This window comes from Nocardioides sp. (assembly GCF_035503875.1).
Classification (GTDB): Bacteria; Actinomycetota; Actinomycetes; order Propionibacteriales; family Nocardioidaceae; genus Nocardioides.
Genome location: NZ_DATJTA010000066.1, coordinates 54,189 through 68,349, shown reverse-complemented (window position 1 = coordinate 68,349; position 14,161 = coordinate 54,189). Strand labels below are relative to the sequence as shown.

Annotated in this window: 5 protein-coding genes; 2 read left to right on the top strand and 3 right to left on the bottom strand. The window is 73.0% G+C overall.

Annotated features, from left to right (window positions below; genetic code table 11):
• Positions 1–85: 85 nt before the first annotated feature.
• A complete protein-coding gene (locus tag VMF51_RS15725; RefSeq protein ID WP_414689475.1) occupies positions 86–4,672 on the top strand; it encodes an ATP-dependent helicase in 4,587 nt (1,528 codons plus the stop codon).
• A gap of 1 nt (position 4,673) precedes the next feature.
• Entirely contained in the window at positions 4,674–5,477 is an 804-nt protein-coding gene (locus VMF51_RS15720; RefSeq protein ID WP_325475398.1) for a DNA-formamidopyrimidine glycosylase family protein, read from the top strand.
• A 10-nt stretch (positions 5,478–5,487) separates the two neighbouring features.
• Here VMF51_RS15720 and VMF51_RS15715 read toward each other — a convergent pair whose 3' ends face one another.
• The 3 genes from VMF51_RS15715 to VMF51_RS15705 all read right to left on the bottom strand — a co-directional run bounded on the left by VMF51_RS15715 (position 5,488) and on the right by VMF51_RS15705 (position 14,150).
• Positions 5,488–5,796: a helix-turn-helix transcriptional regulator gene (locus VMF51_RS15715; protein WP_325475397.1), complete on the bottom strand. Its 309-nt coding sequence runs from the start codon at positions 5,794–5,796 to the stop codon at positions 5,488–5,490.
• 33 nt (positions 5,797–5,829) lie between these two features.
• Complete coding sequence (locus tag VMF51_RS15710) at positions 5,830–6,333, bottom strand: CinA family protein (RefSeq protein ID WP_325475396.1); 504 nt, start codon at positions 6,331–6,333, stop codon at positions 5,830–5,832.
• A 101-nt stretch (positions 6,334–6,434) separates the two neighbouring features.
• Positions 6,435–14,150 (bottom strand): ExeM/NucH family extracellular endonuclease, encoded by a 7,716-nt coding sequence (locus tag VMF51_RS15705; protein ID WP_325475395.1) that lies wholly within the window; start codon positions 14,148–14,150, stop codon positions 6,435–6,437.
• Between the last annotated feature and the right edge of the window lie 11 nt (positions 14,151–14,161).

Here is a 14,161-nt window from a genome sequence, read left to right as displayed (position 1 = left end):
ACCCATCTCCGGTCGTGGTCGGCGAGTGCCGCCGTCGGCCTTGCTGTCGGCCGTGTTGTCGGTGGCGTGAGCAAGACTGGTCGGCGTGTCCGACGTGCTCGCCCGGTTCACCGCCCCGACCCGCACCTGGTTCGAGGCGGCGTTCGCCGCGCCCACCCCCGCCCAGGCGGGCGCGTGGGACGCGATCGGTGCCGGTCGGCACGCGCTGGTGGTGGCCCCGACCGGCTCGGGCAAGACGCTCAGCGCGTTCCTGTGGAGCCTCGACCGGCTGCTCTCCGCTCCGGCTCCCGAGGACAGGCAGCGGCGCTGTCGCGTCCTCTACGTCTCCCCACTCAAGGCCCTGGCGGTCGACGTCGAGCGCAACCTCCGCGCGCCGCTGACCGGTATCCGCCACACCGCGGACCGACTCGGAGAGCCGGTCTCCGAGGTGCGGGTCGGCGTCCGCTCCGGTGACACCCCCGCGGCCGAGCGCCGCAAGCTGGTGACGGCCCCGCCGGACATCATGATCACGACGCCCGAGTCGCTGTTCCTGATGCTCACCTCCCAGGCCCGCGAGTCGCTGCGCGGCGTCGAGACGGTGATCGTCGACGAGGTGCACGCCGTCGCCGGCACCAAGCGCGGCGCCCACCTCGCGGTCTCCCTGGAGCGTCTCGACGCCCTGCTCGATCGCCCGGCCCAGCGCATCGGCCTGTCGGCGACCGTCCGCCCGCTGGAGGAGGTGGCCCGCTACCTCGGCGGCACCGCCCCCGTCGACATCGTCGCGCCACCCTCGGCCAAGGAGTGGGACCTGAAGGTCGTCGTCCCGGTCGAGGACATGACCGCTCCCGGAGAGTTCGAGGAGGACGGCGACGAGCCGGCCCGCGCCCAGTCGATCTGGCCGCACGTCGAGGAGCGGGTCGTCGACCTGATCGAGCAGCACCGCTCGACGATCGTGTTCGCGAACTCACGCCGGCTCGCCGAGCGGCTGACGGCGCGGCTCAACGAGATCGCCACCGAGCGCGCCGGCGGGGAGTTCCCCGACGACGCCGTGCCGGCCGAGGTGATGGCGCAGTCCGGGCAGTCGCAGGGGGCCGAGACGGTCATCGCCAAGGCCCACCACGGCTCGGTCTCGAAGGAGCAGCGCGCGCTCATCGAGGACGACCTCAAGCGCGGCCGGCTGCCGGCCGTGGTCGCGACCAGCAGCCTCGAGCTCGGCATCGACATGGGCTCGGTCGACCTGGTCGTCCAGATCGAGTCGCCGCCGAGCGTGGCGAGCGCGCTGCAGCGCGTCGGCCGCGCCGGCCACCAGGTCGGCGAGGTCTCCCGCGGCGTGCTGTTCCCCAAGCACCGCGGCGACCTGGCCCAGACCGCGGTCGCGGTCGAGCGGATGCGCAGCGGGGCGATCGAGTCGCTGCGGGTGCCGGCCAACCCGCTCGACGTGCTCGCCCAGCAGATCGTCGCCGCGACCGCCCTCGAGTCCTGGGACGTCGACGAGCTGTTCGCGCTGATGAGGCGCACCGCCTCCTTCAGCCAGCTCCCCCGCCCGGCGTACGACGCCACCCTCGACCTGCTCAGCGGTCGCTATCCCTCCGACGAGTTCGCCGAGCTCCGTCCGCGCATCGTGTGGGACCGGGTGACCGGCGAGCTGACCGGCCGTCCCGGGGCGCAGCGGCTCGCGGTCACCAGCGGCGGCACCATCCCCGACCGCGGCCTGTTCGGCGTCTTCCTGGTCGGCGACGGCAGCGGCCGCCGGGTGGGCGAGCTCGACGAGGAGATGGTCTACGAGTCGCGCGTCGGCGACATCTTCGCGCTCGGCGCGACCAGCTGGCGGATCGAGGACATCACGCACGACCGGGTGCTGGTCACCCCGGCGCCCGGCATCCCCGGCCGGCTGCCGTTCTGGAAGGGCGACGCCCTCGGTCGCCCCGCCGAGCTCGGCGCGGCCATCGGCGCGTTCACCCGCGAGCTGGCCGCCCTGCCGAAGCCGGCCGCCGAGGCCCGCGCCCGGGAGGGCGGTCTCGACGCGTGGGCGGCCGGCAACCTCGTCACCTACCTGCACGAGCAGCTCGACGCGACCAACGTGCTGCCCAGCGACACCACCCTGCTGGTGGAGCGCTTCCGCGACGAGCTCGGCGACTGGCGTCTGGTCGTGCACTCGCCGTACGGCACCCCCGTGCACGCGCCCTGGGCGCTCGCGATCAACGCCCGGCTCCGGGAGCGCTACGGCGTCGACGGCCAGGCCGTGGCCTCCGACGACGGCATCGTGATCCGGATCCCCGACACCGACACCGAGGCTCCCGGCGGCGAGCTGCTGGTGTTCGAGCCCGACGAGATCGAGGACCTCGTCACCGCCGAGGTCGGCGGCTCGGCGCTGTTCGCGGCCCGGTTCCGCGAGTGCGCCGCCCGCGCCCTGCTGCTGCCCCGGCGCGATCCGGGCCGGCGCTCGCCCCTGTGGCAGCAGCGGCAGCGTTCGGCGGCCCTGCTCGAGGTGGCCTCGCGCTACCCGTCGTTCCCGATCGTCCTGGAGGCGGTGCGCGAGTGCCTCCAGGACGTCTACGACCTGCCGTCCCTGGTGACGCTGATGCGGCGCGTCGACCGCCGCGAGGTGCAGGTCGCCGACGTGTCCACGCACGCGCCCTCCCCGTTCGCGCGCAGCCTGCTGTTCGGCTACGTCGCCCAGTTCATGTACGAGGGCGACTCCCCCATCGCCGAGCGCCGGGCCGCCGCCCTCTCGCTCGACCAGGGGCTGCTCGCCGAGCTGCTCGGCCGCGCCGAGCTGCGCGAGCTGCTGGACCCCGAGGTGCTGGCCGAGGTCGAGGCCGAGCTGCAGCGCCTCGCCCCCGACCGTCGCGCCCGCAGCGCCGAGGCGCTGGTCGACACGCTGCGGCTGCTCGGCCCGCTGACCACCGAGGAGGCCGCCCTGCGCTGCGTCGAGGGCGCGCCCGCCGGAGCCTGGCTGGGCGAGCTGGCCGCGGCCCGGCGCATCGTCGAGGTGCGGATGGCCGGCGAGGAGCGCTGGGCGGTCGTCGAGGACGTCGGCCGGCTGCGCGACGGCCTCGGGGTCCCCGTCCCGCCCGGCACCCCCGACGCGTTCACCGACCCGGTCGAGGACCCGCTCGGCGACCTCGTGGCCCGCTTCGCGCGCACCCACGGCCCCTTCACCACCGACCAGGTCGCCGCCCGGCTCGGGCTGGGCGCCGCCGTCGTGCGCCACACGCTGCAGCGACTGGGCGCCCAGGGACGGGTCCTCGACGGCGAGTTCCGCCCCGCCGGCGCGGGCCCGGAGTGGTGCGACGCCGAGGTCCTGCGCAAGCTCCGACGGCGCTCGCTGGCGCGGCTGCGCCAGGAGGTCGAGCCCGTCGAGCCCGAGGCGCTGGGCCGCTTCCTCGCCGCCTGGCAGCACGTCGACACCGGCGGCCGCGGCGGACCCCGCGGCGTCGACGGCGTGCTCACGGTGATCGACCAGCTCGCCGGGTGCCCGGTGCCCGCGAGCGCGCTCGAGCCGCTGGTGCTCGGCTCCCGGGTGCGCGACTACGAGCCGTCGTACCTCGACGAGCTGACGGCCTCCGGCGAGGTGATCTGGGCCGGTCACGCCGCCCTCCCCGGCTCCGACGGCTGGGTCAGCCTGCACCTCGCCGACCAGGCACCGCTCACCCTGCCCGAACCGGCACCGGGACCCGAGGGCGGCGACCAGGCGGGCACGGAGCTCGCCCAGGCTGTCCTCGACGCCCTCGCCCCGGGCGGCGCCTGGTTCTTCCGCCAGCTCGCGACCAGCGTCGGCAGCACCGACGACCAGGCCCTCTCCGCCGCCCTGTGGTCGCTCGTGTGGTCCGGCCGGATCAGCAACGACACCCTCACCCCGCTCCGAGCACTGACCCGCGCCGGCACCGCCAGCCACCGGACGAAGCGACCCCCGGCGCGCCCGCGGATGTCCTCGACCACCGGGCGCGGGCGGATGCCCGCCCGCACGGGTCCGCCCGAGACGGCCGGGCGGTGGGCGCTGCTGCCCGAGCTCGACACCGACCCGACCCGGCGCGCCCACGCGAGCGCCGAGCACCTCCTCGACCGTCACGGCGTGGTGATCCGCGGCGCGGTGCTGAGCGAGCGCGTCCCGGGCGGGTTCGCGGCGACCTACAAGGTGCTGTCCGCCTTCGAGGAGTCCGGGCGTTGCCGACGGGGCTACTTCGTCAACGGGCTCGGTGCCGCCCAGTTCGGCACCGCGGGCGCGATCGACCGGCTGCGGACCTTCAGCGAGACGTCGACGACCTCGACCACCGGCGGCGACGCCAAGCCGACGGCCGTCGCGCTGGCCGCCACCGACCCGGCCAACCCGTACGGCGCTGCCCTCCCCTGGCCCGCCTCGACGACCGCCGCGGGCGAGAAGGGCGAGGGCTCCGGGCACCGCCCGGGCCGGAAGGCCGGCGCGCTGGTCGTCCTGGTCGACGGCCGCCTGGTCCTGTACGTCGAGCGCGGCGGCCGGACCCTGCTCACCTGGTCGGACGACGTCGACCTGCTCACGCCCGCCGCCGCGTCCCTCGCGGAGTCCGCCCGGCGCGGGGCGCTCGGACGGCTCACGGTCGAGCGCGCCGACGGCACGCAGCTGCTCGGCTCGGGCGGCACCCCGCTGCGCGAGGCCCTGCAGGCCGCCGGATTCGTCGTGACCCCCAAGGGCCTCCGGCTGGGGCGGTCCTGAGGTGCCCGAGGGCGACACCGTCTACCGCGCGGCCCGGCTGCTCGACCGGTCCCTCTCCGGGCACCGCCTCACCGCCACCGACTTCCGAGTGCCGCAGCATGCGACGGCCGACCTCACCGGCGCGACCGTCGTCCAGACCGTCAGCCGCGGCAAGCACCTGCTGACCCGGATCGCCGGCCCCGACGCCGAGCGCTGGACGCTGCACACCCACCTGAAGATGGAGGGCAGCTGGCGGGTCTACGAGCCGGGCCGTCCCTGGCGCCGGCCGGCCCACCAGGCCCGCGTGGTGCTGCGCACCGAGGGCGCCGTGGCCGTCGGGTTCTCGCTCGGCATCGTCGAGCTGATCCCGACCGACGGCGAGGACGACGTCGTGGGTCACCTCGGGCCGGACCTGCTCGGCCCGGACTGGGACGAGGACGAGGCGCTGCGCCGGCTGACCGAGGACCCGGCCCGGCCGATCGTCGAGGCGCTGCTGGACCAGACCCGGCTCGCCGGGATCGGCAACATGTATGCCGCCGAGCTCTGCTTCGTCGCCGGCGTCCACCCCGCGACCCCCGTCGGCGACGTGGCGGGGCTCCCCCGCCTGGTCCGGCGCGCCCGGCAGATGCTCGACCTCAACAAGGAGCGGGCCGTGCAGTCGACGACCGGCGACCTGCGCGAGCGGGAGCGAATGTGGGTCTACCGCCGCGACCGGTCGCCCTGCCGACGCTGCGGCACGCCGATCGTGGTCGCGCAGCGCGGACCGGCCGGCCGGGAGCGGGCGTCGTACTGGTGCCCGGCGTGCCAGCCGGCGCCGGCGACCTGAGGAGCGAGGGTCAGGCGGCGGAGGCGACCACGTCGGGAGCGCCCACGCGCGCGCCGACGCCGATCGGCGTCGCCGTCAGGGCGGCCTCCTCGACGGCCACCGCGTCGGAGACCTCGCGCAGCACGTCGGACAGGGTGACCTCGAGCGCCGTGCACAGGGAGGCGAGCAGCTCGGAGGAGGCCTCCTTCTGCCCGCGCTCGATCTCGGAGATGTAGCCCAGGCTCACCCGGGCCTCGGCCGAGACCTCACGCAGCGTCATCCCACGCTCCATGCGTTGGGCGCGCAGAACGTCGCCGAGCTGTCGACGGAACAGCACCATGCGGGTCTCCTTCCTGGCCTGTGTGGCCCAACGCTACCCGAGACCTACTTCTTCCCTCTGCAGGATGGCAGCCAGCGCCGACAGCGCCTCGTCGCAGGTGCGATCCGTGATCTCCGCCCGGTCGCCCGACAGGTCGAGCGCCACCGCCTCCAGCAGGCCGGGGCCGGCGAGGCCCACGTAGACCGTGCCGGGAGGCTTGCCCTCCTGCTCGGCCGGCCCCGCGACCCCCGTCGTGGCGATCCCGAAGCTCGCGCCGGTCCGGGCCCGGATGCCCGAGGCCATCGCCCGGGCGCACTCCGCGGAGACGACGCCGTACTGCTCGACCACCTCGTCGGACACGTCGAGCAGGGTCTGCTTCAGGGCCGTCGCATAGGTGACCACGCCTCCGAGATAGGTCTCCGACGCCCCGGGGGTCTCGGTGAACCGCACCGCCAGCTTGCCGCCGGTGAGGGACTCCGCGGTCGCGACGGTGAAGCCGCCGGACCGCAGGAGGAGATGGGTGCGGGTCGCCTGCTCCTGACGATCGCGTGCGCGCATGGCCGCAGGGTATCCGGGCCGGATGCGACGCAATCACCCTGCCGAAATCGGCCGGCGGGAGCCGGTCCTGAGGACCGACTCCCGCCGAGCTCCGTCCCGGGCTACCGCTTGCGGCGCACCGTCAGGGACAGCCGGTCGTTGCTCGGCTCCAGCAGGTCACTGCCGAGGTAACGCACGGTGACGCTCTTCCGGCCCGTGCTGGTGAACGGCGCCAGCCTCAGCGCCGCCCGGCCGTTGCGGACCGTGACCGTCTTCGTTCGTTGACCCGCAACGGTGATCCTCACCTTGCCGGTGGCCCGCACGCCGTCCGCACCGGTGACCACGACGCGCACGGTGGCCCGGGTCTTCCTGACCACGATCTTCTTCGGCGTGACCGTGCCTCGGGTCCTCGAGGTCGCCTTGGCGATCCGCGCGGTCAGCGTGGCCGACCCCGGACCGAACCGGCCGTCCCCGGAGTACGACGCCGTCAGCGTCGTGGTCCCCGGCGTCAGCGACTTCGCCGGCAGGGTCACCACGGCCACCCCGGCGGCGACCGCAGCCGAGCCGAGCACCCGGTTCCCGGCCCGGACCGAGACGCTCCCGGTGGCACTCGGGTCCAGCCGGACCCGGACCGTGGCTGCCTTGCCGTAGCGGAACGACACGTTGTCGGCCGCGATCGGGCTGGTCGCCTTCGCGACCGTCAGGACGACGTCCTCGGACACCTCGTCGTAGATGTCGTCGCCGGAGTAGACGACCGACAGGTCGTGCTCGCCCGGCTCGACCGACCGGGCCGCGATGGCGACCGTGGCCGCCCCGTCGACCAGCGGGGCGGACCCCAGGACGGTCGCGCCGTCCCGGACCTCGACCGTGCCGGTCGGCGTGCCCCGGTTGCCGCTGACGGTGACGTCGATCGAGGCCGCCTGACCCCAGGTGACCGAGTCGCCCTCGGCGGCGACCGTCGCCGCCGCCGCGACCTCGGCGACCTCGACGACCACCGGGATCTCGGTGCCGGTCGTGGCGCCCCGGACCGTGAGGGTGACCGGGCCGGGCGGGAGGTCGTCGGGCAGGTCGACCGTGACGCTCGCCTTGCCGGCGTCCTTCACCGTGGTGTTGTTGTCGGGCGCCTCGCCGGTCGAGTTGTCCACGGTGGCGGTGCCGAGCGACTCCTCCCCGAGGAACACCTCGACCGTGGCGTCCTTCTTGTCCGCGACACCGGCCGCCGAGCCCGTCATCGCGAGCGCCGCCAGGTCGAAGGACACCGTGCCGCCCGGCTCGTACGACGCCGGAGCATCGGCCGGGAACTGCACCTGCACGGCCCGCTGGTCGTACGCCGGCTCGATCGACTCCGTGCCGGAGCCGAACTCGTCGAAGTAGTCGACCATCGACTGCAGGTCGGTCATGCCCCAGTCGGTCTTCTGGGTTCCCCCGGCGAAGGCGCGGAAGTTGTCTCCGCCCGGCGAGAGGAAGGAGTTGACCGTCACGGAGTACGTCGCGGCCGGGTCGATCGGCTCACCGTCGAGCCACATCCCCGTCACGACGCCCTTCTTGGCGCCCGCGATGGCCGGGTCGTCGATCTCCTCGTAGGTGTAGGTGAAGCCCTCCGAGACACCGAGGCGCAGGAACGCCCGGGTCGGTACGGCGCCCGCCGCCGTCCGCTGCCACTGCTGCTCGAGGGCGGCCTTGATCTGGTCACCGGTGAGCCGCATGTTGATCAGCGAGTTGGCGAACGACTGGACGTTGGCGGCCTGCCGGTAGGTCAGGTCGCGCGGGAACGCGCCCGACCCGCTGCCGACCATGTCGCCACGGATGCCACCGGGGTTCATGAAGGCGATCTGGGCACCCAGCCGCTCCGGGGTCGCCCAGCGCTGGACCTCGGCGATCAGGTTGCCCGCCGTCGACGAGCTGCCGCGGTTCTCCGTGCCGTTGCTGTACTTGGCCCGGCTGAACGGCGCCGCGATCTGACCGAGCACCTGGTCGCCGATCGGTCCGGCGGCCGTGACGGCCGCGTCGACGATCGACTTGGTCGCCGGGTCGACCGGGTAGAGCGCCGGCGGCAGGCCGGGGCCGGAGCCGTCGGGGTCCGGACCCATGAGCGGCAGCAGCGCCTGCTGGATCGACTGCAGCTCGGCGTCGTTGTCGAAGGTGAGCTTCAGCTGGTTCAGGTTCATGCCGTACTGGCCGGCCGAGACCACCGGGCGCTCCTTGACGGGGCGGTCCGCCCACGCCGCGACCGGGAACCTGCAGTCGTAGGCGAGGTGGGTGTGGCCCGAGACGATCGCGTCGACGTCGGCGTTGACGCCGGTCACGATGTCGCCCCAGGTCGTGCCCGGCTGGTTCTGCGGGGCGCACGCGGTGCTCGGGGCACCCTCGTGGACCAGCATGATCACCGCGTCGGCACCGTCGGCCTTCAGCTCCGTCGCCTCGGCGTTGACCGACTCGACGATGTCGCGGACGTCGAGCTCGGCGATCCCGTCGGGGTTCACCAGGCTCGGCAGGTCCTCGGTGACGGCCCCGACGAACCCGATCTGGACGTTGCCGAACTCCTGCAGGAAGGTCGCGGGCACGGCGTCGTCGCCGGTGGCCTTCATCTTCAGGTTGGCGGCGATGTACTGCCACTCGGCCCCGCCGAGCGGGTTGTCCTCGGCGTCGTAGTCGGCCAGCACGCGCTCCATGAGGTCGGCGTACCCGCCGTCGAGCTCGTGGTTGCCCACGGCCGAGACGTCGAGACCGGCCTCGTTGAGGGCGTCGATGGTGGGCTTGTCGCGCTGCACGAACGAGTCGAACGTGGAGGCGCCGATCAGGTCGCCCGCGGCCGCGAAGACCGTGTCCGGGTTCTGCGCGCGCAGCTGCTTGACCGCACCGGCGAGGACGGCGGCACCGGCCTCGCCGTTGGAGGCGGTCTGCGGGATCCGGCCGTGGAAGTCGTTGGTCGCCAGGACCTGCACGACCTGCTCGCCGTCGTCGACGGTGATCTCCACCGGGACCTCGGTGCCCGTCTCCGGGCCGACCAGCATCAGCGTGGTCCGCCCGTCGGGCAGGCCCTGCGCGGGCAGCGGCACGCTGACCGCCGCGGTGCCGGTGTTGTCGTACGGCGTCGTGCCGACCGTGTTGTTGACCGTCGCGGTGCCGAGCACCTCGTCACCGAGCTTGACCTGCAGCAGCTGGTCGCGAGCGTCGTCCGCGGCCGACATCGACCACGAGGCGACGTCGAAGGCGACCGTCGCGCCCGGCGCGTAGGTCTGGGGTGCGCCCGCCGGGAAGGTCACCTCCACCCCGCGCTGGCGATAGTCGACCGCCAGCGGGTTCGCGACGCTCTGATACTGCGCCATGTAGTCGACCATCGCCTCGAGGTCGACCTTGCCGGTGTCGACCTTGTCCGTGCCGTCGGCGAGGGTCCAGAAGTTGTCGCCCCCGCCGCCGAGGAACGAGTTGACCGTCACGGAGTACGACGCGGCCGGGTCGACGGGCTCGCCGTCGAGCCACATGCCGGTGACCTCGCCCACGAAGGTGTTGACGGGCGCCGCGTTCGGCACGGAGACCGTCACGGCCTTCTCGGTGTAGGTGTAGGTGAACCCGGCCGAGACACCGAGGCGCAGGAACGGTCGCGACGGCACGCCGCCCGCGGCGTTGCGCTGCCACTGCTCCTCCAGCACCTCCTCCAGCTGGACACCGGTGAGCTTCAGGTTGACCAGCGTGTTGGCGAACGGCTGGACGTCGGCGGCCTGGCGGTAGGACAGGCTGCGCAGGTCGCCCTCGGCCGTGCCCGGCATGTCGGCGCGCAGGCCGCCCGGGTTCATCAGGGCGAGGTCGGTGTCGATGCCCGCCTGCTGGGTCGCCCAGCGCTGCACCTCGGCCACCTGGTTGCTCAGCGTGGACTCGCCACCGCGGTTCTCGATGTCGGTGTTCTGCGCGCGGTAGGTCGCCCGGTCGAACCGGCCGTCCATCTTGCCCAGCGGCTTCGCACCTTCGACGGCCGCGAAGTCCACCGCGTCGTCGACGATGCCCTGGACCGTCGGGTCCGCGGCGTACCCGACGCCGGCCGCCGCCACGACGTCCTGGGTGACGGCGACGAGCTCGTCGGTGGTGGTGTCGAACTTGAACACCAGCTTGTTGAGGTTGGTGCCGTACTGGCCCGCCGAGACCACCGGGCGCTTGGTCACCGATCGGTCACCGGAGACCCAGTCCGCGACCGGGAAGCGGCAGTTGTAGGCGAGGTGGGTGTGGCCCGAGATGATCGCGTCCACGTCGGCCGAGGTGTTCTGGACGATGTTGCCCCAGGTGGTGGCGGCGTCGGTGAAGCTGGACGACGCGCAGTCGGTCGAGGGCGAGCCCTCGTGCACCAGGAGCACCACGAGGTCGACGGGCTCGGGGCCGGAGCGGAGCGCGGCCGCGGCGGCGTTCGTCGCGTCCACCACGTCGGTGACGGTGACGCCCTCGATGCCGGCCGGGTTGACCAGGGCCGGGAGGTCCTCGGTCACCGCTCCCACGAAGCCGATCCGCTTGCCGTCGATCGTCTTGGTCCACTGCTCCGCGAGGTCGGTCATGCCGGGCTCGACGTCGACGTTGGCCGCGATGTACTCCCAGTCGGCCAGGTTCTGGATGCGGCCGACGAGGTCGTCGTACCCGCGGTCGAACTCGTGGTTGCCCGCGGCCGAGACCTCGAGGCCCATCGCGTTGAGGGCGTCGATCGTCGGCTCGTCGTCCTGGACGAACGACTCGAACGTCGAGGCGCCCACGAGGTCACCGGCCGCCGCGAAGACGGTGTTCGGGTTCTCCTGGCGCAGCTCCTCGACCGCCGTGGCGAACGGCGCCGCCCCGGCCGCGTTGCCCGCGTCGGGCAGCAGGCGACCGTGGAAGTCGTTGGTGCCGAGGACCTGGATCTCCTGGTAGTCCGTGGGCGTGAAGTCCGGGACCTCGATGCCCACGATCTCCGGGTTGTGGTCGGAGGTCGCGAACGGCCGGTCCGGCTGCCAGAAGTTCGTCAGGTTGTAGTTGAAGCGGCTGTACTGGAAGGCCACCGACTCGTTGGCGTTGATCTCCCAGATGTCGGCCCCGGTCACCATGGCCATCGCGGCCTCGTTGCCGAGGACGTGGTCGAGCGAGCCGGAGAGGCCGTTGTAGGAGTACGACTCGTCGCCGGGCTGGTCGGACTCGATCAGCTCGAAGCCGCCGTCCTCGAGGACCGTGATCGGCTGCTCCTTGGTGTAGGCGTTGAAGTCACCGGCGAGGAAGACCGCGTCGATGTCGCGCTCGGCGGCGAAGTCGTCGGCGAACTCCACCAGGCGCGCGGCCTGGCGGGTGCGGTCGCCGTTGAACGCACCGACGCCGGTCTCGGTGTCGTTGGCGTTGTCGCCGCCGGCCGGCGGGGCGGGGTCGGCGTTGTCACCCTTGGACTTGAAGTGGTTGACGATCACCGCGAACGCGTCGGAGTCGGGCGCGCCCTTGGCCTTGAACGCCTGGGCGAGCGGCTCGCGGGCGTTGGCGAACTGGTCGGTGCCGAACAGGATGTCGGACTGGCCGACGGGCTCCACCCGGTCGCGCTTGTAGATGAAGGCGGGCCGGATGACGTCCTGCTCGGCGACCGCGGCGGCGGTCATCGCCTCGCCGGGGCTGCGGACGTAGGCCCAGGTGCCCGGGTCGGCGTCGTTGAGGAGGCCGACCAGGTCGGCGACCGCGTCGTCGCGGTTGGACTCACCCGGGAGCTTGATCGAGTTCTCGATCTCCTCCAGGCCCACGACGTCGGCGCCGAGCGCGTTGATGGTGTGGACGAGCTTGGCCTCCTGGCGGGCCAGGCTGGCGTCGGTCGCCGCGCCGCGCGGGCCGCGCCCGTCGTTCGGGTTGGAGCTGGTGTAGGTCTCGCCGGGCTGCTTGACGCCGCACTGGTCGTTGCCGATGTCGTTGCCGGCGCGGTCCTTGTAGTAGGCGCAGTGCGTGACGATCGGCGGGTTCTGCTGCGCGCCGGAGTCGACGTAGGCGTGCCCCGTGGTGTTGAAGTAGTTGAGGACGTTGAACGTCGCGATCTTCAGGTCGCCGCCGACGTTCTGCGGCACCAGGTTGGCCGCGCGGGTGTCGGAGAAGGTCGCGACGTCCGCGCCCTCGTCGGTCACCTGCTCGGTGGGCTGGAGCTTCCAGGCGTTGTTGCGCCAGTCGAGGACGACCGGGCCGGTGAAGGTCGCCCGGGCACCGACCCGGACCGGGTTGGCCGTGCTCAGCCACGGCAGCGGCTGGTTCTTGGCCTGCGCGTTGGTCATGTAGTTGAGCGAGGAGCCGTCGTCGAGCAGGACGCCGCGGGCGGCGTTCTCGGCCTTGACGGCGTCGATGGCCGGCTTGTCGCTCGGAGCGGCGTGCTCGGTCATCTGCTTCAGCGGAGTCGTGCCGGTCGCGAGGCCGATCTCGGCGAAGGTGTTGATGTTGTAGTTGTTGGTGACCGTGAAGTCACCGGTCGGGGCGATCAGCTCGCCCTCGAGGACCTCGCGCTCGGCATCGGTGGTCGGGTACGCGACCGACTTCGGGGTGACCGTGCCGAGGCTGGTCTCCAGCGTCGTGACCCCGCCCGCGCCCGGGACGATCTGGGTCAGGTTGTTGAACTCGGCGACCGGGCCGGTCACGCGCACGGAGTCGCCGATGGCGAGCGTCGAGGGCACGTTGGCGTTGGTCGGCCCGCCGTAGACGAAGATGCCGTCGGAGGCGTCCGGGGTGTCCGCGCCCGGCGTCTGGATGTAGACGCCGTTGAAGCCACCGGAGGGGTAGACCGCGGTGACGACGCCCTCGGTCGACACCACCGTCGTGCCCGAGCCGTTGCCGGTCGCCGGTGCCAGGGGCGAGCGCGGACCCGTCCCCTGGATCTCGGCGATCGGGCGGATGTCGGGCGCGGCCGTCACCGTGATCGTGAAGGTCTCGCTGGACGTGGCCGGGGTGGGCGTCGCGGAGTCGGTGGCGGTGACGGTCACCTCGGTGGTGCCCGTCTGCATGGGGCTGCCCGCGATCTGGCTGCCGGTCAGGGTGAGGCCGTCGGGCAGGGCCGTCGACTGCCAGGTGTACGGCGGGGTGCCGCCGCTCGCCGCGAGGTTGACGGTGAGCGCGCCGCCGACGAACACGGACTTGTCGCCCGGGTCGGTCGCGTCGAGCGGCTCGGGCACCGACGTGCTGGTCGGGCTCGGCGCTGCCGCGGCCGCGAAGTCGTCCGCGTTGGAGTCGGTGTCCTGGACGACCGCCGGGCTGCCGGTGGTCTTGCGGGAGATCGAGGTGCCGTTGGCGGTGGCGGGCGCGGTGTTGCGCGTGGCCGGCGCCACCGGAGTGCCCTCGTAGCTGGTCGTCGACGTGCCCCAGCCGACGAAGTCGATGACGTTCGGGTTCGAGATCGTGCCCGTGCCCGGGTCGACCGCGCCCGTACCGTTGGCCAGGAAGATCTGACCGCCGGTGCCCGACAGACTGAGCGTGCTGCCGGTCGTCTGGGCGTCGGGGGTCACCGGCAGTGGCTTGTCCGTCACCGTCGTGCCCGCCGCGGCCTGAACCAGGAAGTAGCCACCCGGCTGGATCGTCTTGTTCGGGAGAGCGAAGACGTTCGACGAGCCGGGTGCACCGGAACCGCCGGCGGCGCGGTACTGCAGGCTTAGCCCGTTGACCGAGATCGGCTGCGAGCTCGGGTTGTGCAGCTCGATGAAGTCGTTGGTGAAGGCGGCGCCGCCGTTGCCGCCACCGCCGTACACCTCGTTGATCACCAGGCCGGTGCCGGCGGGGTTGGCCAGGGCCGAGGGGGTGGCGACCAGCTGGAGGCCGGTGACGGCGAGTCCGAGGCCGAGAGCGGAGGACAGGTGCAGCCGGGTGCGTGAGGACACGTGGGGGACCT